This window comes from Deltaproteobacteria bacterium (assembly GCA_026129095.1).
Lineage (GTDB): Bacteria > JAGRBM01 > JAGRBM01 > JAGRBM01 > JAHCIT01 > JAHCIT01.
The window spans coordinates 23044-46333 of the sequence record JAHCIT010000012.1 but is presented as its reverse complement, the minus strand read 5'-3'; the positions used below and the strand labels follow the sequence as shown (position 1 = coordinate 46333).

Sequence of the window (23290 nt, the reverse complement as noted above, 5' to 3'; positions counted from 1 at the left end):
TGCTCCGGTGACTTTCACGCCTGACGATGCACCAATTTCAGGTGGTAGTTTTATGACACCTATCATTACGGGCGATTAATCGGCACGTCAATATCTAAATGTCAGGGCTGGTACCAATTGTGGTCATCCAGCGGCTGAACATCTTAAAGGAAAAGCGCATGGCTGCCCCCACGCCGATCCGTCCGGTCACCACTTACGAACAGGCCCCGCTCATCACGATCTGGGAACTGACCCGGGCCTGCGATCTCACCTGCACCCACTGCCGGGCCGATGCCGTCAGCCACCGGGATCCCCTGGAACTGGATACGGACGAGGGGAAAAGGCTCCTGGAAGATATCCGTGCCATGGGTGGAACCGTTGTGGTGTTCACCGGCGGCGATCCGCTGAAGCGGCCCGACGTGTTCGAACTCGTGAGCTACGGCAGCGCACTCGGCCTGCAGATGACAATGACACCTTCGGCAACTCCATTATTGACCGAAGCGGCGGTGCTGCGTCTTAAAGCCTCAGGCCTGAAGCGCCTTGCCCTGTCGCTCGACGGCCCCACCGCCGCCATTCACGACAGCCGGCGGGGCTGGAGCGGGTCCTTCGAGCGGACGCTTGCCATCGCGCGCTACGCGGCGGACATCGGCCTGTCGCTCCAGATCAACAGCGCGCTGGACCGCCGGAATGCCGGTGAACTCCGGGCCCTCGGCGCCCTGGTAAGCACGCTCAATGTGGCGCTCTGGAGCGTGTTCTACTGCGTCCCGACCGGAAGATCGCGCCGGGAAGAGGAGCTGACGGCCGGAGAGATCGAAAAGAGCTGCCGGGAACTGGTGCAGGTGGCGGCCGAATTCCACATCCCGTCAAAGACCACGGCGGCACCGCAGTTCCGGCGGCTCTTTACCCAGATGGCCAGCCGCAGGGACCAGTCGCCCAATACGGAGTTTGTCCGCCGCCTGTCGACCTTCGGCGTTAACGACGGAAAAGGGTTCATCTTCATCTCCCATCACGGAGAGATTTTCCCCAGCGGATTTCTTCCCGTTCACTGCGGGAACGTCCGGTCGCAAAATCTCGCCGAGGTTTACCGGCATCATCCGCTTCTCGTCTCGCTCCGGGACTCCAGCCGCCTCGAAGGCAAATGCGGGATATGCGAGTACCGCGAAATCTGCGGTGGTTCCAGGGCCCGGGCGTTCGCCCATACCGGAAACCCGCTGGCCGAAGACCCCGGTTGCCCCTACCAGCCGCCTTCAGGAGCCCGGGCCATCGCCGTCTGACTGCGTCGGTCAGGAACCGGAGGTGCCGCGGGAGGCGGAAACGAGGGCTTCCAGCCGCTTGCGGTCACGGATGATCAGGTGCTCGGGATCGGACTCGATAATTCCCATCGTTTCCCACTTGCGGAATACCCGGATGGATGTCTCGACGGATGTCCCGACCATCTCGGCCATCTCCCGCCGCGTCAGTATCCGGGGGAGCACGTTCGGGTCACCGCCGATCTGGACCATCCGGTGGAGCAGTTCGACGCACAGTTGCGCTAGCCGGGATTCCACGGTCGCCGCGGCGAGCATGGTCTGGGAGCCCGCCGTCTGGCGCAACCGCCCGCTGACCATCGAAAAAAGCTGCTTCACCAGCCTGGCGTTGGAGTCGAGTACCCCCACGATGTCAGACCTGGGAATCGCGACCATCCGCCCGGCCGTCGCAGGTATGGCGGTCGCGGGATAGGGGCCACCTTCATAGGCGACGGCCACACCGAGTGCCTCGCCGGGGCCGATCAGCCCCACGATGCTGGGCTTGCCGTTCGGCGCCGTCTTGATGAGTTTCACCCAGCCTTCCAGCACGAAGTAGCCGGTGGCGGAGTCGCTGCCCTCATGAAATACGGGCCGCTCCCGTTCGAACCTGACCTCACGGGCCCGCTCCAGAAGCCGTTCCCGCAGCGCCGGCTCCATTTGCTGCAGGAATTCGATATTCTCGATTCCCGGAAATCTGATAATGACCGCCAAGCTCTCGACCAACTCCCTATGATGACTCTCATAAGAAAAACAGGTTCCGGCCCCTACAGTAGCCGGAGAGAAAGGGATTGTTGCCCATGCCTTAGGCGTTTTGAAGGGGCAATATCAATGAGCCGGGTTCATGGAATACACCATTGTCGATGTGAGGGGAATGATCGAAAGCGGCACGGATCCGTTCGAGCACGTCGTTGCGGCGTTTGACCGCCTCAAGGCTGGCGAAGAGTTCGTGCTGGTAACCCCGTTCGACCCCAAACCGCTCGTCTCGTTCCTCAGCCGTCGTGGCGCCCAAACCAGCCTGATGCAGAGCACGCCCGGCGATGTCCGCTACCGGATCAGTTCCACGGGGGAGAGATACGCCAGGAAGTCCGGCGATTCGCGCAAAAACGCGGAAGGAGTCCTGGACCTTCGCGGGCTCGAACCGCCGGAACCAATGGTGCTCATACTCGAGGCCGTTGATCGGTCGGGACCGGCACAACCGGTCCGGGCTATTCTCAGCCGCATGCCCGGCCACCTGATCCAGATGCTCGAACAGCGGGGTATCCCGGCTTCAATCGAGGAACGTGACGAGGCATATTTCCTCACAGTCACCAAACCATGAAAGGCCGTCATGCAGGAACTTGATCACAACGAAATCGCCAGCCTGCTCCAGTCGGCGCCACTGGCACGGCTTGGAATGATTGGCCCGGACGGGCCGTACATCATTCCGATGCCGTTCTATTTCGACGGCGAGGCATTCTACATGCGGCTGCCCCAGCGGGGCCGGAAGCACGACTGCCTCAGCCATGATCCGCGCATCTGCATCGAAGTGGACGGTTACACCCCGGACCTGACGGTCTACTGGTCGGTCATCGCAGACTGCGTCCTGGATCCCGTGCCTGAGGCAGCCCTCATCGAAACAGTCCGGCAGAAAAACCACGACAAGTACGAGCAGCTCCGCGGTGCTTCCCGGAAGGGGCACGGGCGGCCGAAAGCGGCGCCGGGGCAGAGCCCCATCCGGCGGTTCGCCGTCCGTTCCATCGGCGGCAGGCGCTCCGACCGCGGGATCATCGACTTTTCAACCGCCGAACTGGCGCAGCAGCCGGTGACGGGAACGAATACCAATGCCGCCTGACCTGTCTGGCACCGCCTTCGAGATCCGCATGCGCGATCCGCTGGCGGAACTGCTCGGTTCCGTGCCTGAAGGATATGTCTTCAGCTACCGGCTGGAAGACATGATTCTGATGACCGGGCATCTCTGCCCGACAGTTACCGGTGCCTATCTCGCGGCATGGGCCGCCATCCGGAAACTTTATGGCGATGAACCCGGCAGGCGCGGAGAGGTCGTCATCGACATACCCGGCGCAGTCACCGATGGGTCCAACGGCCCGATTTCCCAGGTGTTTACCTTCATCACCGGCGGCGCGGCCGAAAACGGATTCGGCGGACTGGGCGGACGGTTCCGGCGGCGGGGCCTGCTCCGGTTCCATCCGGATGACCTCAAGCCGTGGACGTTTTACTTCTCGCGAACAGATACTGGCGCCTCCGTGGCCGTTACGGCCGATCTCGGCCGTGTTCCGCCGGACCCCGAACTCGGCGTCCATCTCCAGACTGCGCTGGGAGAGGGGACGACAGACCGGACGGCATTCCAGAGGCTGTGGAATGAACGCATCCGGAAACTCGTCAGGCAGGAATGGGATAAGCCCGGTTCCATTGTCCGTGCCGAGACCGCAGCCCCGCAACATGAAGGCGGCGTGCGCTCATGAACCCCCTATCCAAGGCATTCATCGGCACCGCGCTGCTCGTTCACGTCCTTGCCTCACTCCTTGGCGCAGCCCTCGCCGTCGACAATCCCTATGCGCTGCAACTCCGGTATGTTCATACCCATGGGCAGACGATCGGTTTCGTCGCGTTCCTGATCTATGGCGTTTCGTACCATATTTTCCCCAGATTCCAGGGACGCCCGCTCCGTTACCCCGGCCTGGGCTGGCTGCACTACGGGCTGGCGGTGACCGGGCTGCTGCTGCTCTGGCTCGGACGCACGACCGGGGCCATCCCGGCGCAGCTCGCCGGCGGGGTCATCTCCGCCGCCGGCGTTCTGGTATTTGCCTTCAATATTGGTTCAGTCATCTTCGGGAGGCGCCCATGACCACAGAACAGGTGAGCAAGCAGACCATCAATGAACTCGTCAAGCGCGAGCCCAGGGTCCTGCGGATCCTGGGCGAGTACGGCATCGACACCTGCTGCGGCGGCGCACGCACCATCGAGGACGCGGCGAAAACCGGCGGAATCGACCTGGCGAAGCTCGAAAGGGAAATCGAAGCGCTGCTTGCCGCCAAAACCTCCTGACGGGTAGCATCCGGGGAAATGCGAACTCCGGCCATCCCGGCAGGCAGGTTTCTTGCCTGCCTCTTTCTCGCCGCCGCTGGCTGCGCCACTTCATTGCAGACCTCCCGGCCGGCAGGGGAGGTTCCTCGGGGCAGCCTCTCTCCCCAGCCGGAACCGGCGGATCCCGTAACCGCTGACCTGCCCACGGATCCTGAATCTCTCAGACGCGGCGAGCGCCTGTTCAAAAGACACGCCTGCAATGGATGCCATGGCTTTGGCGAATACTTCGGGAAGTGCCCGGACCTGAAGGGCGTTACGTCGCGCCGGACGCCCGGCTGGCTTCGTGAATGGCTCCGCGACCCGGAGCAGATGCGGCAGGCGGACAGCGATGCACGGCAGCTTTCAGAGCAATATGAGGCCGTCATGCCATTTCTCGGCCTCAGCGAAAACGACATATCGGACCTGATGGGCTACCTGGCCACTGATGGCAACCGTCCGGAGAGCCGCTAATAATGGCAGGTCCTATGACATCCATCATTCGGTCCCCGGCATTCCACCGAATAGCGTGGAGCAGAAGGGCGCGACTGCCAGCAAGGAGGCGATAGCAATGGCCCATTCACCAGCCGATACGGCCGGCGCCAGCGTGACCAGACGCGAATTCCTCGACACCGCCGCTTTCGGCACCGCCGCCGCCGCCCTGTTCGCGGGCCTGCTGGGGCTGCTCCGGATGCCCAAACCCAACGTGCATTACGAACCCGATTCGAAGGTCCGGCTAGGGTTTCCAAACGAGTTCCCCGAAGGAACTTCCCGCATTCTCGAACGGCATAACGTCATGGTCCTGCGTGATGAAAAGGGACTGCATGTGATGTCGCTCATCTGCACGCATCTCGGCTGCATCGTGCAGAAAGCCGAAACGGGATTCAGGTGCCCGTGTCATGGCTCCATGTTCTCACCGGCCGGCAATGTGGAGAGCGGCCCCGCACCGAAGGCCCTGGAGTGGCTGGATGTCTCCCGGGCCGAAGACGGGGCGCTGGTGGTCGACCTGAAGAAGCCCGTAAAGGCTGGGACCAAGACTCTGGTATGAAATCAGGACTGAACACCCGCACCGGCAGGACCGGCAGGCGGACAACGATGGAGGTAATCATGATCAGGAAAACGTCTTTTCTGGCTGTTGGGCTCGGAATGTTTCTGGCGGCGGGGCTGACGGCCACGCTCGTCACGTCCTCGCAGGCGTCATCTCCACGCAAGGTGGATGCCGAGACGTACGCGAAGGCTCTCAGGGTCTTCAAGCGCAAGCAGTGCTCCGGCTGCCACGTGCCGGATTCGTCCGAACTCGGAGAAAAGGGACCCGGTCTGAAGGGCGTGTACAAGGCCCGGGGAGAAGACTGGCTGAAGAAGTTCCTCGCCAACCCCGCCGAACTGGCCAAGACCGACCCCCGGCTCATCGAGCTCAAGAAGACCTACCCGGACGGCATGCCTGATCCGGAGCTGTCAACGGAACAGATCGACCTGCTCCTGTCATTCCTGTCCGTGGACGGAGTCGAACCCAAGTAGCCCCGGACGGGCTGGCAGGCGTCGCATGGAAGATGAACCCAGATACCGGGCCTCAATTCCTGACGACAGCTACTACAAGGAGCTGATCGCCTGCCAGTCCGGCTGTCCGGTGCACACCGACTCGCGAGCCTACGTACAGGCTATCGCCCGCGAGGAGTTCGAAAAGGCCTACCTGATTGCCCGCGCCCCGAATCCGCTGGCCTCCATCTGCGGCCGGATCTGCGGCGCCCCGTGCGAGGCCGCCTGCCGCCGCGGGAAGATTGACGCTCCCGTGGCGATACGGCCGCTGAAGCGGGTGGTCACCGAGCTGTATGGCCCCGAATCGGGCGTGCATACCCGGACGGAACTGCTCGAATGGATCGTCCGGAGCGACCCAGAGACCGAAAACGTCGATCGCGAGGATATCCGCCAGCTGCGGGACGAGCTGCTGAACCGGCTCAAGAATCCGCCGAAATCGCAGCACTCGGTGGCCATCATCGGTTCAGGGCCGGGTGGACTTGCCGCGGCCCATGACCTCGCCATTTTCGGTATCAAGAGCGTGGTTTACGAACGTGAGCGGGTTGCAGGAGGGATGCTGGCGGTTGGCATACCTGACTACCGGCTTCCCCCCCATCTCATCCAGACGGAGATCGATGTCATCCGGTCCCTCGGCGTCGAAGTCGTGCCCGGGGTCGAGGTTGGCAAGGACACAACGGTCGAAAACCTGCTCGGCACCCATGCCGCCGTTATCGTGGCGGTTGGCGCCAAGGTTCCACGGCCCCTGCGGGTCCCCGGCGGCGACGCGAAGGGCGTGATTGGCGGGGTCGATTTCCTGCGCTCCGTGGCGCTGGGCGAGGCCAGCGGAATCGGAAAACGAATTGTCGTCATCGGCGGCGGCAATGTCGCCTACGATGCCGCCCGGACGGCGGTCCGGCGTGTCTACGTGGAACGGGACGCCACCCGGCTGGCCCGTCAGGTGGCTGAGCCCGGAGCCGAGGTCCATCTCGCCTGTCTGGAAGAACTCCACGAGATGCTCGCCGACCAGGTGGAAATCCTGGAAGGCGAGGAGGAAGGGGTCGTTCGGCACAACGGATGGGGCCCGGCCGAGGTCATCACGGACTCCGAGGGCCGGGTCAAGGGCATCAAGCTGCTCAAGGTGCTGTCGCTACGGGATGCCAGTGGCCGGTTCAACCCGACCTATGACACGAACCAGGTCAAGGTGATCGAGTGCGATACCATTCTGGTGTGTATCGGGCAGTCAGTGGACTGGTCCCTGCTGGACGGCATCGAGGGACTCCAGAAGGATGCACGGGGGAACATCCCCTGCGACGCCGAGCACGGGCGGACCGCGAACCGGCGGGTCTACATCGCCGGTGACGCGGCCTACGGCCCCAAGCTGGCCATACATGCGGTGGCATCGGGAAAAAAGGTAGCAAGGGCGGTCGCCCTGGACCTGGGCTACGCGGTTCCACTCAAGACCCGGACCGAGAGCAGCCACACCCCCTGCGGCAACTACTACCGCGAAGCCGGATACGAACGCCTGCAGCGGGAGGCACCCCCTGCCCACAACGTGGCGGAACGGCTCCGCTCGGTACAGTCTCCGGTCGAGCGGACCTTCTCGCTGGACGACGCCCGGCAGCAGGGGCATCGCTGCCTTTCCTGCGACGTCAACACGGTGTTCGATTCCAGCCTGTGCATCCTGTGCGGTGGCTGCGTTGATGTCTGTCCGGAAGACTGCCTCAAGATCATTCCCATCACGAAACTGGAGCGCACCCCCGAAATCGGGCGCCTTGTCGATGAACTCGGCGGGGAAGCGGACCAGACGAGCGTGATTCTGAAGGACGAGGACCGGTGCATCCGGTGTGCCCTGTGTGCGGAACGCTGCCCCACCGGGGCAGTCACCATGGAGCAGTTCAGGTTCCGGGAGGTTTACGAGAATGGCTGAACATGGACAGGAGCCGCCCGTCCGGCGGGATACGGTGAACGATCCCGCCGGAAGCGCCGAAACCCGGGTATCCGGCATCCGGGCGTTCACGAACAACCTGAAGCAGCTCGGCAGCTCGGCAAAGAATGCCGTCGTGCGGCACGGCTGGCCGCTCAGTTCGGAGCGGGAACGCTCGCGGGCCGTGTTCCAGAACTTTTTTCTCCATATTCACTCGACACGCACCCACCTGTGGAGCCTTCGGCCGGTGTTCACCCTTGGGCTCGGCATCATGGCACTGACGGCATTCCTGATCCTGTGCATTACCGGCGTGTTCCTGATGATCTACTACCAGCCGGGAGTTCCCGAAGCGTACTACACGGTGAAGGATCTCAGTTTCGTGTCGAGCGCGGGCAAATATGTCCGCAACATTCACCGCTGGGCGGCGCACCTGATGGTCTTTACGGTGCTTCTGCACATGACGCGGGTATTTTACACCAACAGCTACAAGCCGCCCCGCGAGGCGAACTGGGTGATCGGCATGGGGCTGTTCGTGATTACCCTCGGCCTCTCCTTTACCGGATACCTCCTGCCGTGGGACCAGCTTGCCTTCTGGGCCGTCACCATCGGCGCGAACATCGCGGCCAGCCCCCGGGAGATCACCGATGCCCTCGGTATCACGCACCGGTTCGACATTGGCGGCCTTCAGAAGGAACTCCTGCTCGGCGGTGACATCGTCGGGCAGGGCGCACTGACCCGGTTCTACCTGCTGCACGTCGTCATCCTGCCGGTGGCGGCATTCGCCCTGGTAGGACTCCATTTCTGGCGGATCCGCAAGGATGGCGGACTGACCCGTCCGCCGGATGCCTCCAAGCCCGGCGATCCCGGCGTGACCGGAAAGGCCGCATTCCCGCTATCGAAGACCTACGGTCTCATGGCGGTTGTCCGCGGGAAAACTCCCGCTGTAGACCGGGCACCCGAGGGAACCGTGGCCACATTCCCCCATGCATTCCGGGCAGAACTGGCGGCGGCGATGGTACTGATTGCCATCACCTGCGTACTCAGCTTTTTCTTCGACGCCCCCCTGAAGGAACTGGCCAACCCGGCAATCCCGGAAAACCCCGCCAAGGCCCCATGGTATTTCCTCGGGCTGCAGGAACTGGTCAGTTATTCCGCGTTCGCCGGCGGTGTGATGATTCCGATGCTCGTCGTCGTGGGTCTTGCCCTGGTCCCGTTTCTCGACCGCGAGAAGGGTGTATCCGGCACATGGCTCGACAACGGCCGGGAAAAGAAGGTGTTCCTGGCCTCGCTTGCCTACGGGCTTGCCACGGTCATTGCGCTGGTCGCGTTTACCGTGAAATTCGGCTGGATACGCCAGTGGGTTCCCGATATTCCGCAGATCGTCATCACCCTCATCAATCCGGGGACGATACTCACCGCGCTGTACGCGGGCTATTCCCTGGCGGTACTCCAGAAAACCCGCAGCACGCGAAAGGGTGCCGTCGCCCTGTATACCTGTTTCCTGTGCGGTTTCGTCGTCCTGACGATTGTCGGCACCTACTTCCGGGGTCCGGACTGGCAGTTCTTCTGGTCGCCGAAAGACTGGCCCATACACTGACGGAGGATAATGACCAACATGCACAAAAAACTGTACTCGTCAGTGCTTCTCGTCGCTTCCGCGATCACGCTGGTGTTCGCCGGAATGTCGGCCCTTGAGGACAACTATTTCCGGGAGTGGCGGAGCCACCAGCGCGAGTATGCACGGATGACCGCCGGTAAAACGCCATTCGAGCCCGGCCTCAGGCAGCATTTTCTTACCGAGCTGGGCCGGATCGACCGCTGCTCCACCTGCCACACGGGGCTGATGAACACCGACATGGTGAACGCGCCCCAGCCATTCACCGCACACCCCGGCAACCTGCTCGCCTCTCACCAGCCCCAGACCTACGGGTGCAGCGTTTGTCACCACGGCCAGGGACTGGCGACAAACTCGGCCGAGGCGCACGCGAACAATCCGCACCTGCATGTCTACTGGGATGAACCGATCTACTCGAAGGATTTCATCCAGGCGTCCTGCCGCACCTGCCATGCCTCGGAGTGGCTCGAAGCCAACGGCGCTCCGCTGCTTTCGGGCGGTGCCGACCTTTTCATCAAGATGGGATGCAACTCCTGCCACAAGACCGGCGGCGTGGGCGGATCCAGCGGGCCGGTGCTGGACGGCATCGGCTCAAAACCCATCGCTCATTTTCCCATGGCACACCTTACTGGCCCGCATACCGTCGAGAACTGGCACGTGCAGCACCTCCTGAATCCCCAGGAAGTCGTGCCCGGCTCAGCCATGCGGAAATATGCACTGACACCCGAGGACGCCACGAAACTGTCGGTCTACATCATGTCGCTGCGGGATATGAGAATACCGAGCGCACTGGTCCATTCCCGGGATTCCATGGACAGGGACAATCCGAACGGCGAACTGCTGTACAAGCGCAACTGTTCCGGCTGCCACGATGCTGGCCTGAAGAGCCGCAAGGATGAGATCCTCGACTGGATGATACCGGCTGCACGCCATCCGCAGATGCTCAAGGCCGCCGGCCCGGAATTCATCCGGCGGACCATCATCGAAGGCCGGCCCGGAACGCCGATGGAAAGCTGGAGCACCGAATCGAGCGGTCTCAGCCGCAAGGAGATCGATGCGCTGGTCAGCTACATCTACTCCAACGCCGCCAGCGAGGATCCGGAGCCTTGGGCCTACAAGGCCCAGGCCGATGTGGAATCCGGCAAGGAGCTATATAACGAAAGCTGCAAGATGTGCCACGGTGCCAACGGTGAAGGCGGGCCCAAGGGAACCCGGCTGACGCACCGGGCGCTCGCCGACATGCCCGACTCGTTCCTCGCCATCACCATCCGTGACGGGCGCTCGGGAACGAACATGAACTCATTCAGGGAAGAAGCCGATTTCACCGACGAGGAGATCGCCAACGTCGTCGGATACGTCCGCGAACTGCAGCGGAAAGTCCTTGAAAAACGCCCCTAAGCAGATTTTATCCGACCTGCTAACTGTCATATCGCTGCCCCTCCCGTTTTGGCACCCTGTAGCCAGGGAAACCAGAACGGCCTCAGGGAGGAGGCCATACATGAAAAATCATCGAAAAGTCCTGTTTGGGCTGGTAACAGCCTCGGTCTTGGCGCTAGCGGGAACAGTAAGAGCGGACCCACCCGGCGAAGGTGGAGACATCTGGGACAAGATCACACCCGGTGCCCAGATCCGGGCCCGCTATGAGTTCCGCGGCAACTACGATTTCGACCGGCTTTCACCACCCAAGGATGACAACGACAACTTCGCCCTGCTCCGGACCCGGCTCCACCTGACCGCCAAACCCGATGACGGCGTGACCCTGTTCCTGCAGTTCCAGGATTCCAGGGAGTTCGGCTCGTCCCTCCTGACGGGATCACCTTACGGGCCGGGCAATGTTCCACGCGGGGTATCAGCCGACGATGAGGGCACCACCCTTCATCAGGCCTGGGCACGGCTGGATGTGTCCGGCGTGGAGGGGCTGTCGGTCCAGTTTGGACGCCAGGAGTTCGTCCTGGGAGAGCACCGGCTGGTCGGCACACTGGACTGGTCCAACCGTGCCCGCTCGTTCGACGGCTTCGTTGTTGCCTACGAGAAAGACAAGTTCCGGGCTGATGCCTTCGGCTTTCTGGTGTCGAGGGGAGATCCGGCGGGCCTAATCACCCCGGCCTCGGCCGCTGAAAACGGCTATTTCACCGGCATCAACGGCAGGATCAAGGACGAGAACTTCGGCATCGCCGAAGCCTACTACCTGAACTATCTCGACCGCGACGCCGGCGCATTGCGGGCCGCCCCGCCGTCATTTCCAGGCGACAACGATCTGGTACTTCACACGATAGGCGCCCATCTGCTGCGTGCGGCCAAGCGGGGCGAACTGGACTGGAGCCTTGAAGGGGCCTACCAGTGGGGCGAGGACGGATATCTCCGTCACCGTGCGGGGGCCTTCCATGTGGCTTTCGGTTTTACGGCTGACACGGATATCGAACCACGACTTGAGTTCGAGTACAATTTCGCATCGGGTGACAAGAATGCGGCCGACAACCGGAGCCGGGCGTTCCGCAATCTCTTCCCGACCAACCACAACAAATACGGCCTGATTGACTTCATGCAGTGGTCGAACCTTCACGAACTGAACCCGGAACTCTCCGTGAAAGTCTCGGGGGTGACGCTGGCGGCCGCCTACCACGAGTTCCTGGCCGTGAAAGAAGAAGGCGCGATCGGAGTCGGCCCCGCCGCCCTCACACCGCTTGCCGGACGGACGTCACGGCAGTTCGGCCGTGAACTGGACCTGACGGCAACCGCCAAACCATACAAGCCGGTCGGTGTGCTGGTTGGATACTCCATGTTCAACCCGGGCAAGATGTTCCGGCAGTCATTCCCGGTCATCAAGACCCATTGCGCTCACTTCCTCTACCTGCAGGCGACCGTGACCCTGTAGGTTTGCAGGGTGGCAAGGATCGCCAGCCGAATGGAACCGCCCGCCGATGGAAATAGAAACCCGGCGGGCGGTTCTGTCTTTCAGGAACCTGTCCGGCAAGGAGGCGCTCCATGAACTACCGTTTTCAGGAAATCACGCTTCAGCATGACGAGCTGATGATGGTTACAGACCGGCTGTCCCTCATTCTCGATGCCCCGCCGGACCGGCTGAGCGATGACCGCTTGCGGAAACTGATCGACTACGAAATCGGGTTTCTGTACGAAACCCTGTCCGAGCACTTCCTCTTCGAGGAGATGGACGGATATCTTTCCGAGGCCTTGGACAAGATGCCAAGCATTTCCGTACAGGCCGAATTCCTCCGGAATGAGCACGCGGAGATACGGAATGCCCTGCTGAAGCTGAAAAAGCAGTCGGCCCAGATGTCCACCAGCGAGCTACGGCAGGCCCTGCGGGAACTCCTCGGGAAACTTGCCGACCATGAACGGGCGGAAAGGGAGATCATGAATGCGATCAGCCTGGAAACGCCGGCCGGTTCCACGGGCTGAAGGGTCCTCCCTGGCAGCAGCGGCCCTGATGGCCGGACTTGCTCTCTATGCCACTACAACCGGCGCAGCGCCTTCGAACCCCTGCACCTGTCTGCAGGGCCGGATTCCGCTTGAGTTCGAGCAGACTGTCCGTACTGGCGATCTCAAGGGCGATCTGCAGGCCGCGCTCGACGAGACGGGACAATTTGCACTTGCCCGTGCGGTCCTTTCCCTGGCTTTCTGCGGATCACCGCCGGAAGGAATGCTCCAGGATGGCCCCAACCGCATCGACTGGCCAGCCGCACGCTGCACGGCCAGCTTCAGGGGCCAGCGGCCCTGGCCCGAACTGGTCGAAGTAACCTGCAGCAGGCCGATGTCAGCAGTGGTTCTGCCTGCGGGCTATCAGGCAAGGCTCCCCCTCGACTGGGTAGAACATGGAGAGGAACTGAACCGGTTCTGGACGGCTTCGGTGGAAGTCTCGCGCGAATGCCCGGCCTCACGCCGGCAATAACCGCCTACCCCGCAGCTACCGGCGGGCGGAGAACCCTGACCACATTGAAGGCGGGTTCCACCCTGCCAGCCTCAACGGTGGCCTCCGGTGCGGCCACCCGTGCGATGAGTTCCAGTTCTGCCAGGTGATACATGCGGAGCGCGCTCCAGGTGGCATCGGCCGCGAAAAACGGGTTCCAGGTAACGAAAATTGTCCCGGTTGCGAGCAGAACCGGGAGCACTGGCGATCTCACCGCATCCACAACCACCATGCCGCTGCAGGACACTCTCAGCCCCTCGTGAATGATCCGTGCCAGTTGCCCCGGCCGGAAATGGTGCACCGCCTGAAGGATACTCGCCGCGCAGTAGCTGCTGTCCGGACAGTCATCCATGTTCAGCGCATTCAGCACCCGGAAGCTGGCATTGCCGAGCCCCGCTGCGCGGCTGGTGGCCGCAGTGACATAGGCTGGCTGTATGTCCGAACCGGTAACTGGAACTGCGGGAAACTTTCCCGCAAGAAAGACCGGAAAACCGCCAAATCCGCTGGCTATATCCAGGAACCCGCGGCTTCTGAACCGGTCTGGAACCCGCTCCAGCAGTTCCCCCAGAGCCCTGCTGGCTGCACGGTAGACGCCGGTCATCCGGTTCAGCTGGTGAAGCTGGAATATCTCGATTTTTCTGAGCAGTTCAGGATAGCCGGGACGGTCCATGAACTCCGGCGGCCCCTGCCGCACGGCCATGTCGCCCCGGCAGAGGTACCGTGCCACGGCCCGGCTGCCGCATACCCGGAGGAACCTTTCCTGGTAGTCTTTCCAGATGCGGTCGGTCAGCGTCTCCAGCCGTTCCAGATGCGCCGACCGGCTGGTTCCGGGAGTCCGGTGCAGATCGCCTATTTCAGGCCGGAATGCCGCCGCCGTTTCGCCAGCCGCCTGATGGCGCTCGCGTGCGAGAGGATCCCACATCGGTGGAAGCTTCGCCCGGCTGTCCGGCTCACGGTGAACCTCCACTACTCCTCCCGGATTTCATCGGCAGGGGGTCATGCGACCGATTCCTGCCGGCTGTAGGGCGGACGCCCCTTCGGCCACTCAGTGTTGTTCTGGTGACCGTACATATCAACCAGTATCTTGACTGCCTCGGCGTGCTGCATGAGGAAGCGCATGTCACCGCGAACCTTGATGGTTCCCCTCAGCCCGAGCTGGATCGGGTCCGCAATACCAGCGGCGATCTCCTCCCACAGGGATGCCGGGGCGGTGAACCTGAAGTTCAGTCCCTTGCCGTCATGGCGTCCCGGCAGCGGGCCGTACTCGGCCACCTGCCCTCCTTCGAGACGGATGAGATAGTACAGGGCGTTTCCGGCAGTCACATAAGGCGATTTTTCGTCGCCCATGACCTCGAACGTCGCCAGTATCTTCTCCCGTGGAGCCAGCTCACGGAACTTCTGTGTGCTGTTCACGAGCTGCTTCATGTCTTCATACCACTGGTCTGTATAAATCACGCTCATCGGGGTTCTCCTTCCGGTGTCAGTTCAGCCATGCGTAGAGGCCGCCAGCCGCCGCAGCCGATGCCGCCGCAGCCGCCAGTGCCACTTTCTGTTTCCGGCGGAACGTGCGTTCACGAATCTCCGGAGCCATCAGCTCCGGCGGGATCTGCATGAACTGGAGCACGCGGACCAGAAACGGTATCTGCCCGGGCCTGAACCGCGCCCGGATCCGGCGCCTCACCAGCAGTTCAAACGGACCCTGCTCTCCGGTCGTCAGGTGCGCCACGGAAATGAAATCGGCACGGATGGAGGCGCCGTCCGGGGCGGGGGCTGTCACATCAGACAGCTCGATATGGTCGCCAAGGAAGCGGATCTTGACGCAGATGTCGTCCTCGGCGGCCTCCAGGTAGACCTCGCCGGAAAGCGATTTTGCCTGCACTCGTTTCTGCTCGGAATCCGCGACATTCTGGCTCAGGTACTGGTGAATCATGTCCGCCAGTCCGCTCGCCTCCTGCCCGCCCGCGAGGTAGACGGGAGGCGGAGCGGAAGCAGCAGCGGTGGCACTCATACCCGGTCCCACCATTTCTCAAGACCGAAATCCTCGGCGATCACCCCCAGGCAGTTATATCCGGGGGCAAAAGTGATGTAGCCGTGCGGATGCTGCGAAGCCCCGCACATGTACAAACCCTGGATAGGCGTCCGGTAATGGGATAGGGAGTCGGACGGCCGGTGTTCCAGAAGGTTATCCGGGTGAATCCGGCCGACCATCCAGTCCCCAAACCGGTAGTTGACCATCTTCTGGCTGATGTCGAGAGGGGTTTCCGTCACCCAGCGCCGGATCAGGCCCTCATCCATGTTCTTGCAGACGCGGCGCCACCGGTCGATACAGTGCTGGCCATAGATCCGCTTTCTCGACTCCCAGCCGCCCGACCCCCAGCCTTCGATTTCATAGGGAACGAACACACGAATAAGCCCGGTTGCCTTGCCTTCGGGCGCATCGGTCGGGTCGTAGATCGAGTTGACAGCGACGTTGAGGCGGGGTGTTTCGGGCACGATACCCTGCCTGATCTGGCTGAAATCCTCATCAAAGTCGGCGAGCGATTCGTAGCCGATGTTGAGGATCCAGGCCCGGTCAATATCCGGATCGAAGTCCGCCGCCCGGTATCTGGGAAGTCCGTTCATTGCCAGATGCACGTTGAACAGGGTCGCATCCTGATACTTCACCTTCTGGACCTCTTCGGCCAGTTTCTTGGGAACGTACTGGCGTGGAAGGAGTTTTTCGAAGGTCTGGTTGACGTCGATGCTTGAGGCTACCAGCTTTCGTGCCCGGATGATCCCGTCCGGAGTGCGAACCCCCACGGCGCGGCCGTCCTCGATGATGATCTCCTCAACCGGGACTTGGGGGAAAACCCGCCCGCCCGCCTTGACGATGACCCGCATCAGGGTATGCGCCAGCCGGTGGCTCCCGCCCTTGCAGACGTGCCAGTTGGCGATCTTCCCCAGCAGTACCGGATACGTGACCGCCAGCCCCTTGATATGCGGCTGGTAGGCACAGATCGTGGCGTGGAAGGCCAGCATCGCCTTTATCCGCTCGTTCTCGAAATGCTTGTTCAGGAAATCGGCGACAGACATCGTCCGCAGCTTTGCCGTGAGGAACTCCGACTTTTCCTCCACTCCCCACGCCGCCAGCGCTTTCGTGATGTCGTTCAGCTCGATCGGCGGCGCATACATGAGGGTACGGACCATCAGGTCGAGATATCCCTGCACCTCGTCATAAAGCCGGAGCCAGGTATCGGCGTCCTTCTTGGAGAACCGCGCAAAACTCTTCCATGTCTTGTGCTGGTCGGTATGGATGGTGATCGCCGTGTCGTCCGAGAAGATGCTCCCCATCTGGACGTCGGGATGAACGTATTCCACCCCGTTATCGAGAAGCTCGAGGTCGTCGTAGACGGGGCACAGGCCCACCAGGGAGTGGTAGTTCGAGTGCAGGTTGTGCAGGAAGTTGGGCTCGGTGACCTCCTCGGTGCAGAGCCCCCCGCCTTCTTCCGACCGCCGCTCCAGAACGGCCACGGACCACCCGGATTTCGCCAGATAGGCCGCCAGCGACATCCCGTTGTGGCCGGCGCCGATTACGATCGCATCGAAACCCTTGTCGAACATTCCCATCAGACTCTCCTCGCGGTTTTGCCTCAGTGTCCGCACCATTCCGGGGCGCAATCAGTACATTCGCTTCGGGTTTCTCCAGACTTCCTTGTACCCATGGTCCTCGCAGAGTATCTTGAAGCAGTTGTATCCGGGCCCTGCCGTCACGCCGCCGCCGGGATGACAGCAGCTCGCCGCCAGATAAAGCCCCGGAATTTCGGTCTTGTACCGGCCGGCTCCGGCGAATGGCCGCATGTGGTTCAGCTGGTCAATGCTCATCGCCCCGTGCCCGAAGTCGCCTTCGCGCATCCGCATCCCCCGCTCCTGGTCGAGCGGCGTGTGCAGGTAGTCGGCGATTACGTTGTCACTGGTCATGTTCGGCGCGAACTTGCCGTAGAGTTTCAGGAACTTCCCGTTGTATGTGGAGCGTATCTCCTCCCATTCGCCCTCGCTGAGTGCGCTGGCGCGGGGGAAGAAATACCACCCGGTCAGGTTGTGCTTGCCCGGAGGCGCCTGAGTCCGGTCCCAGATCGAGTTGATCCAGACGCCCGCACCCGGCAGGTCGGGTATCCGGTCGATATGGCCCGCCCGGCAGTAGTCCAGGACTTCCGTGGCGCTGTCGAATCCGACCACCTGGTACCAGGCCCGGTTGATATCGGAGTTCTTGCGCGCCGACTTGTAGTCAGGCGGCTCATGCAGGGCCATGGCGACACTGCCGAGCACCTGGTCCGGTCCGTCCTTGTAGTTCTTCACCCGCCGCTTGTAGTAGTCGCTCAGGTGATCCTCGCCGATCAGGTCCAGGAACGTGTCCTTGACCCCGATGGCGCTGACAACGGCATGCCTGGCTCGGAACTCCTTGCCGTCCACAAGCTGCACGCCGACCGCACGCTTGTCCTCAAGGATGACCTTCTTGACCCGGCTCGACTCCCGCATGGTGGCGCCTTCCTTCAGGCATGCGGTCACCATTGCGCCGTTGAGCCGGTGCGTTCCGCCAACAATCATCCGCCAGCAGCCGGGCATGAACAGGCAGGCGAATATGAAAATCCCCCCCATCCCTGGCCATTCCAGCGGCGGCCCGCAGAACTCGATCGCAACCCGGTAGAAAAGGGCCCGGATCTCGTCGCTTTCAAACAGCTCGTCAATGCAGTCGCGGATGGACTTGTATGCCATCTCCTCGTCCAGGCCGAAGGAGCGCATCAGGACCGTCCATGCGGCATAGGCACTGGGCAGTCCCTTGGCGAGATCCACCGGCGCCGGCGGCGTGTAGAGCCCCATCGCCATGAGGGGTTCGAACATGTTTGCCTTGGTCTTGAGGGCCCGCCAGGTTTCCGCATCGCGCTTCGAGTAGACCGCGAAGTTCCGGCAGGTCTCCTCGATCATGTCGTTGCGGTAAATGATCACCGGTGGGCGGCCGTCGCTGAATGCGATTCCCGCCTGCGCCTCCGGGAAAATCGTTCGCGCCCCCAGACTCGGCAGGTCGAAGTCCGAGAAGAACGGCATGATATGGAGGAACTCCATGAAATTGGCATGGATGTTGTGACAGAAGCCGGGCGCCGTATGCTCATCGGTGTAGACGGCGCCGCCGAACTCGTGACGTCCCTCGAGTATGAGGGTGTCGACACCCGCCCGGGCCAGATAAGCGGCGCACGTCAGCCCGTTATGACCACCGCCGATGATGATGACATCGTAATCTTTCTTCTGCATCCGTACCAGACCTCTTTGGGGTTAGGGCCCTGGAACCAGCGCCGGATCCCTCTCCGGGCTCCTGCCTGTGCGGCTCCGCCAGACACGGCGAAACCACACCTGTAGAAATGATACGGATGTCAGTTTTCCACTATGATAGCCGTCATAGGTCGGCAAAGGTGACCAACGCAGTGCGATAAAATGCCGTTTGTATGTGCTATTCCGGGCGGTTTCGCCGCAGGGAACTTGCTGTCACCAGAAAATAAAACAGGATTGCGGCGGCACTTCCAAGTGCACCCCATTCCCGAAGCGTCTGGCTCAGAAACCAGTCCCCCGCAATCCGCAGGGCAAGCGTGATATTCAGCAGGAGCAGCGGCAGATAGGCGAGCGTCCGGAAGCGGATTGGCAGTTCCAGAATCGCCGGGAAAATGATCGGTGCATGACCAAAAATCATTGAAAACACGAACCCGAGAAAAATGGCGTGCAGGGCCGCATCGTACATGGGTCCGGCCACGAGCGGACTCCAGCCAAGCAGGATAACGCCTCCAAGAGCGAGCCAGACGAATCCGCTCATCAGGCAGATTGCAACGAACTTCGGCAAGCCTTCGCCCCGCACCGTATGGCGGACCACGTCATAATGCCCAAGCCAGCCCGCCAGCATGAGATAGCCCGCCCCCGAAATCCGGTCCCCGGCCGCCGGCACAGCGAGACCTGTCAGGTACCCGCCCAGAACCGTTCCCGTGGCGGCCAGAAACAGCGGCCAGGTCCAGGGTGAGGGCCGCAAGAACCGGTTCAGTTCAAGACGCTCACCGACGATGGTCAGGACCAGAAAACCCGCCCACCAGTGCACCACCCGGAATACTGGCCAGCCCAGTGCGTACAAAATGTTTCCAGCAAGCCAGCAAGCGGCGCCGATCGCCATGACCCACAAGTGGCGGGAAGGAGATTCACGGATAACGGTGGCATACGCCGCGCACAGGATCAGCGCCGCAAACACACCTGGCAGCGCCGCCATCCCCGGCGGCAGGGTTCCCGCCAGCGTCAGGACGGCAAACAGGACCGCCATCAGGGGAGCGGCATAAACCCACCCTTTCCCGATGCCGACGGCCCTTTCGAGACTGATCAGTATCCCCAGAAATCCGGAAACCATCAGGGGCCCGTGCGATTCGATGGCGGCCGGTGCGGGCACGGGTGCGGCCCATCCGATCCGGATCAGGCCTCCCCAGATGGCCACCACCATCGTGACTGCCCCGGCCACGAGCAGCGGTGCCCGGTATAACCGGCGGCGGACCGAACCGGAGCCGTCCGGCATACCGGTCACTTCCATCCCAGACGGCTTTTTGCTTCCGGGGACATTCTCGAGGGTTCCCAAGTGAGATCGCTCCGCAGATTGACCGTCACCCGGGCACCGTCCGGCATTGCCTTTCGTACGGCCGTTTCGGCATTGCTCTTCAGGACGGGGCCCAGAGGACAGGTGGGAGAGGTCATCCCCAGATCCACCTCGACGGCAAGATCGTTCAGCCGGACATCAAAAACGAGCCCCAGATCAACGACGTTGATCCCCAGTTCAGGGTCGAGAACCTCCCGGAGCGACTCGCGTATGGTGTCCACACTGGCCATCTCCGGCTTTATACGTTCTTACGGTCAGAACGGGCAAGGTCCGATGGCATCAGCCGCCGCATTCAGCCGGTTCCAGGCATCGTCCCCCGTAATGACCGAGAGCGCCAGCGGATACAGGATCTCGTTTTCCTTGTGGATATGAAGCTGGAGGTTGTTCACCAGCGTCCTCGCCGCCCGGGCCAGTTGCTGCTTCGCACCGGCATCCAGAACCGCAGAAGCCGAAATATCGTGGATTTCATGCTTGAGGCGCCGCAATTCGACATGCTCGGCGGACATGGCCTGCGGCGGGCCATTCAGCCCCTGCTTCTCCAGTTCCGGGAACAGCACGTCTTCCTCGCGCTGGTGATGCGGTTCGGCTTCAATGAGCAGGTGCGCCAGTTCATGAATCCGGGCGATGCCATTACTGCCCAGTTCCGCGGACGTCTGCATCCTGGTAACCAGTTCGCCCATCTCCGACAGCATCGCCAGAATCCGGTCGTGTTCGGCGTACAGGACACGAACCATATGGGTTGATGGAAGTGCCGCCAGCTTGGCCTTGAGGGCCTCTGGAGACGGCAGTTCATGGCAGGCCGATGCCGGACGTGAGTGTGGATACATCATAAGCTGCAAATACCCCCCTGCAGGTGATCTCGGCGTCCAGTATCAGCGGCGGAAAGCATCGCCGTTATGACAGGCCACATATGGAGTGGTTGCAGCCAGTATGAGGCCTGTCATATCGGGCGTGGCCCCCTGCGCCTATCTCTTTGGAGAGACGACTGACACATGCGTCATTTCCAGACCGGGAACCTTTCAGCCGATTGTGCCCGTTCAATAAGGAAGAACCAGTGACAAAGGCAGAGCCAGCAGCCAGACGCCGTCCGCAGCGGCCCGGTACCCGGAAAGCCGCCACCTTCGGCGACAGTCAGGGCTATGATGCGATCGTGATCGGTACGGGCATGGGCGGGTCGGCCTGCGGAGCCATCCTTGCCTCTCACGGCTTCCGGACACTGATCCTGGAAAAGAACCCGCGTGTGGGTGGATCCTGCTCCTGGTACGAGAAAGACGGCTTCCATGTGGACATGGGCACCCACATGTTCATCCGGGGAAACAAGGGACCGTTCGGGGAATGCACGCGGCGGCTGGGGATGGGCACTCCGCTCAAGTTCCGCCACGCAAAACGGATGGTCTGGTTCCGCGGCCTGAACATGGATCTCAAGTCGCCCCCGGAGCAGTGGATGCTCCCGCTGTTCGGGCTGATCGGCTTCTACCAGTCGGGGCTTCCGGTTTCCGCCATCCCGGTCATGGCCCGCATGTTCTTCGACATCCTCACGATGCCGCCAAAAGAGATCGAGAAGTGGAATCACCGGACCATCGACGAGTTCATGAGCCGGTATACGGACGACACGTTCGTCCACGGCGCGGTGGGATTTCTGCTCGGCCTCTATTTCATCCTGCCCACATGGCAGGCATCGGCTGGTGAATCGATCTGGAATCTCCAGCACTTCATCCAGGACAACAACCTCGGTTACCCGATGGGTGGAGCGGTGGCCATCCCCCGGACGTTCCTGAAAGGGGCGGAGCAGCACGGCGCACGGGTGCTCACCGGGGCACCGGTCGAGAAGATCCTCATCAGCAACGGACGTGTCAGGGGCGTCCGGCTGAAGAACGGCGCGGAGTTTCACGCACCGGTCGTCGTTTCGACCTCATCCGTCAAGGACACAATGTTCCGTATGGCCGGCAAGGAGCATCTCACCAGCGCCTATATCGAGCGGGTGGAAGCCATCAAGGGAAGCTATATCGCGGTTCAGGCGAAAATCGGGGTCCGCAAGAAGATTACCGAAGTCGGCTGCGTTGTTGGCGGTTCGCCGCTGAAGATCGGTCGCCGGGAGATCAACCGTACCATGCTGCTGGAAACTTTCCGGCAGATGGATTCGGGCGTCTTGCCAAAATACACCCCTATCTACAGCCCCATTCCCAGCAACTTCGATCCTTCCCTTGCTCCGCCCGGCCAGCAGATCATCACCGCCTGCGCGGTGGCTCCCACGGCGGATGTCGAACTCCAGGACGGCGAGAAGGCCTGGCTCGAAAACCTCCGCCAAACGCTCTACGCCATGATCCCGGGGCTTAGGGAAAACATCATCTTCGAAGACATGTTTTCCGTCCGGGCCATCGCCGGATGGGTTGGGAAAAGTTCGGGTGCGGCCGTCACGACCGCTCAGACCCCGGATCAGGTGGGCCGCCAGCGCCCTGGTCACCGCACGCCGGTCAGGGGGCTGTATCTGGCGGGCGACTGCGCCGGAGGCCGGGGCGTCGGCACCGAGCTCGCCTGCCAGTCCGGAATGGATTGCGCCGATCTCATAGACCAGGACCGGATGCGCGCATTTGTCTGAAACTTCACGAACAGGAGAAACCGACAATGGTACAGATCAACACCGACATGACCCCGAAGGAACTGATGGACCGGCTGCTGCCCGAACTGATCAGCTCGAAGCTGGCCGGAGTATCGTTCGGTCCGATCCGGGATACGGTCCAGATACACATTCCGGATACGGGCCACTGGGCCGCTCTCATTGAGAACGGGACGGTGTCAATCAGGCCCGGTAAATCCGAAATGGCATACGTCACGGTGGTGCTGCCGCCGGGCGCTCTCATGACAGCACTCGAACGGGCCGCTTCCGAAGCGGGGGACCTGGATGCCATCGATATCAGCGGTCCGCTTCAGACGGCCACCGGGTTCATCACGCAGGAACTCATCGATTCGCTCCGGGCCCAGATCCAGGGGACGATCCGGTTTACGCTGACGACGGCCAGCGGAACGGACGAGTCCCTGTTTGTGGGTTTCGGCGGCATCAATACGGACGCTCCCACCTGCACCGTGCAAACGAGTGAAACCGATCTTCTCGACATCGTCGAAAAGGGCCAGTCTCCCCAGGAGGCATTCATGGCCGGCAAGGTCCGACTGGACGGGGACATGTCGATCCTGATGGGACTGGTGGCGAACGTCCTGCCACTCATCGATACAGGAATGACGTTCCTCAAAAGCTACATGAAGGAACGACGGTAGGTTTACCGGATATTCCGTCACAAGACGGCAGATCCGTGCTTTATCGCATACGTTA

The 23290-nt window shown here is 62.0% G+C and carries 26 protein-coding genes; 17 read left to right on the top strand and 9 right to left on the bottom strand.

All coding sequences use genetic code 11. The features are described from left to right. Positions 1-158: 158 nt before the first annotated feature. Entirely contained in the window at positions 159-1253 is a 1095-nt protein-coding gene (locus KIT79_14755; protein ID MCW5830564.1) for a TIGR04053 family radical SAM/SPASM domain-containing protein, read from the top strand. A gap of 9 nt (positions 1254-1262) precedes the next feature. Here KIT79_14755 and KIT79_14750 read toward each other — a convergent pair whose 3' ends face one another. After that, the gene (locus KIT79_14750; protein MCW5830563.1) at positions 1263-1976 is read right to left on the bottom strand and encodes a Crp/Fnr family transcriptional regulator; all 714 of its coding nucleotides are present in this window, start codon (positions 1974-1976) and stop codon (positions 1263-1265) included. 130 nt (positions 1977-2106) lie between these two features. Here KIT79_14750 and KIT79_14745 point away from each other — a divergent pair, with 130 nt between their 5' ends. The 14 genes from KIT79_14745 (at position 2107) to KIT79_14680 (ending at position 13289) form a co-directional block, all read left to right on the top strand. Beyond that, on the top strand, positions 2107-2583 hold the full coding sequence (locus tag KIT79_14745) for a DUF2249 domain-containing protein (GenBank protein ID MCW5830562.1): 477 nt from the start codon (positions 2107-2109) through the stop codon (positions 2581-2583). Positions 2584-2592: 9 nt separating this feature from the next. After that, the gene (locus tag KIT79_14740) at positions 2593-3096 is read left to right on the top strand and encodes a pyridoxamine 5'-phosphate oxidase family protein (protein MCW5830561.1); all 504 of its coding nucleotides are present in this window, start codon (positions 2593-2595) and stop codon (positions 3094-3096) included. After that, positions 3086-3727, top strand: coding sequence for a hypothetical protein (locus KIT79_14735; protein MCW5830560.1), 642 nt, complete (start codon positions 3086-3088; stop codon positions 3725-3727). Before KIT79_14740 ends, KIT79_14735 begins: the two co-directional genes overlap by 11 nt. Beyond that, positions 3724-4110 (top strand): hypothetical protein, encoded by a 387-nt coding sequence (locus tag KIT79_14730; GenBank protein MCW5830559.1) that lies wholly within the window; start codon positions 3724-3726, stop codon positions 4108-4110. Before KIT79_14735 ends, KIT79_14730 begins: the two co-directional genes overlap by 4 nt. Next, positions 4107-4310, top strand: a complete 204-nt coding sequence (locus KIT79_14725; protein MCW5830558.1) for a DUF542 domain-containing protein — start codon at positions 4107-4109, stop codon at positions 4308-4310. The genes KIT79_14730 and KIT79_14725 overlap by 4 nt, the downstream gene beginning before the upstream one ends. 18 nt (positions 4311-4328) lie before the next feature. Continuing rightward, positions 4329-4799, top strand: a complete 471-nt coding sequence (locus KIT79_14720) for a cytochrome c (GenBank protein MCW5830557.1) — start codon at positions 4329-4331, stop codon at positions 4797-4799. A 97-nt stretch (positions 4800-4896) separates the two neighbouring features. Then, on the top strand, positions 4897-5373 hold the full coding sequence (locus KIT79_14715) for a Rieske 2Fe-2S domain-containing protein (protein MCW5830556.1): 477 nt from the start codon (positions 4897-4899) through the stop codon (positions 5371-5373). 59 nt (positions 5374-5432) lie between these two features. Then, positions 5433-5843 carry a cytochrome c gene (locus KIT79_14710; GenBank protein MCW5830555.1) on the top strand — a complete coding sequence of 137 codons (411 nt, stop codon included), beginning with the start codon at positions 5433-5435 and terminating at the stop codon, positions 5841-5843. 25 nt (positions 5844-5868) lie between these two features. Continuing rightward, the gene (locus KIT79_14705) at positions 5869-7767 is read left to right on the top strand and encodes an FAD-dependent oxidoreductase (GenBank protein ID MCW5830554.1); all 1899 of its coding nucleotides are present in this window, start codon (positions 5869-5871) and stop codon (positions 7765-7767) included. Beyond that, positions 7760-9361 (top strand): cytochrome b N-terminal domain-containing protein, encoded by a 1602-nt coding sequence (locus KIT79_14700; protein ID MCW5830553.1) that lies wholly within the window; start codon positions 7760-7762, stop codon positions 9359-9361. Before KIT79_14705 ends, KIT79_14700 begins: the two co-directional genes overlap by 8 nt. An 18-nt stretch (positions 9362-9379) precedes the next feature. Further along, a complete protein-coding gene (locus KIT79_14695) occupies positions 9380-10777 on the top strand; it encodes a c-type cytochrome (GenBank protein ID MCW5830552.1) in 1398 nt (465 codons plus the stop codon). Between the two features lie 100 nt (positions 10778-10877). Continuing rightward, entirely contained in the window at positions 10878-12254 is a 1377-nt protein-coding gene (locus KIT79_14690; protein ID MCW5830551.1) for an alginate export family protein, read from the top strand. A gap of 110 nt (positions 12255-12364) precedes the next feature. Beyond that, complete coding sequence (locus tag KIT79_14685; protein ID MCW5830550.1) at positions 12365-12799, top strand: hemerythrin domain-containing protein; 435 nt, start codon at positions 12365-12367, stop codon at positions 12797-12799. A 28-nt stretch (positions 12800-12827) separates the two neighbouring features. Then, complete coding sequence (locus tag KIT79_14680; protein MCW5830549.1) at positions 12828-13289, top strand: hypothetical protein; 462 nt, start codon at positions 12828-12830, stop codon at positions 13287-13289. 4 nt (positions 13290-13293) lie between these two features. Here the strand turns inward: KIT79_14680 and KIT79_14675 are convergent, their stop codons facing one another. The 8 genes from KIT79_14675 to KIT79_14640 all read right to left on the bottom strand — a co-directional run bounded on the left by KIT79_14675 (position 13294) and on the right by KIT79_14640 (position 20792). Then, positions 13294-14274: a class I SAM-dependent methyltransferase gene (locus KIT79_14675; GenBank protein MCW5830548.1), complete on the bottom strand. Its 981-nt coding sequence runs from the start codon at positions 14272-14274 to the stop codon at positions 13294-13296. Between the two features lie 29 nt (positions 14275-14303). Further along, entirely contained in the window at positions 14304-14768 is a 465-nt protein-coding gene (locus tag KIT79_14670) for an SCP2 sterol-binding domain-containing protein (protein MCW5830547.1), read from the bottom strand. A gap of 19 nt (positions 14769-14787) precedes the next feature. Further along, positions 14788-15315: a hypothetical protein gene (locus KIT79_14665; protein MCW5830546.1), complete on the bottom strand. Its 528-nt coding sequence runs from the start codon at positions 15313-15315 to the stop codon at positions 14788-14790. Further along, a complete protein-coding gene (locus tag KIT79_14660; GenBank protein MCW5830545.1) occupies positions 15312-16913 on the bottom strand; it encodes an NAD(P)/FAD-dependent oxidoreductase in 1602 nt (533 codons plus the stop codon). Before KIT79_14660 ends, KIT79_14665 begins: the two co-directional genes overlap by 4 nt. Positions 16914-16964: 51 nt before the next feature. Further along, the gene (locus tag KIT79_14655) at positions 16965-18593 is read right to left on the bottom strand and encodes an NAD(P)/FAD-dependent oxidoreductase (protein MCW5830544.1); all 1629 of its coding nucleotides are present in this window, start codon (positions 18591-18593) and stop codon (positions 16965-16967) included. Positions 18594-18789: 196 nt separating this feature from the next. After that, complete coding sequence (locus KIT79_14650; GenBank protein ID MCW5830543.1) at positions 18790-19884, bottom strand: hypothetical protein; 1095 nt, start codon at positions 19882-19884, stop codon at positions 18790-18792. A 5-nt stretch (positions 19885-19889) separates the two neighbouring features. After that, the gene (locus tag KIT79_14645; GenBank protein MCW5830542.1) at positions 19890-20183 is read right to left on the bottom strand and encodes a metal-sulfur cluster assembly factor; all 294 of its coding nucleotides are present in this window, start codon (positions 20181-20183) and stop codon (positions 19890-19892) included. A gap of 33 nt (positions 20184-20216) precedes the next feature. After that, positions 20217-20792 (bottom strand): hemerythrin domain-containing protein, encoded by a 576-nt coding sequence (locus tag KIT79_14640; protein MCW5830541.1) that lies wholly within the window; start codon positions 20790-20792, stop codon positions 20217-20219. 335 nt (positions 20793-21127) lie between these two features. On the opposite strand from KIT79_14640, the gene KIT79_14635 reads away from it, so the two are divergent. Then, positions 21128-22561, top strand: coding sequence for an NAD(P)/FAD-dependent oxidoreductase (locus KIT79_14635; protein MCW5830540.1), 1434 nt, complete (start codon positions 21128-21130; stop codon positions 22559-22561). A gap of 26 nt (positions 22562-22587) precedes the next feature. After that, positions 22588-23235 (top strand): SCP2 sterol-binding domain-containing protein, encoded by a 648-nt coding sequence (locus tag KIT79_14630; GenBank protein ID MCW5830539.1) that lies wholly within the window; start codon positions 22588-22590, stop codon positions 23233-23235. Positions 23236-23290: the final 55 nt, after the last annotated feature.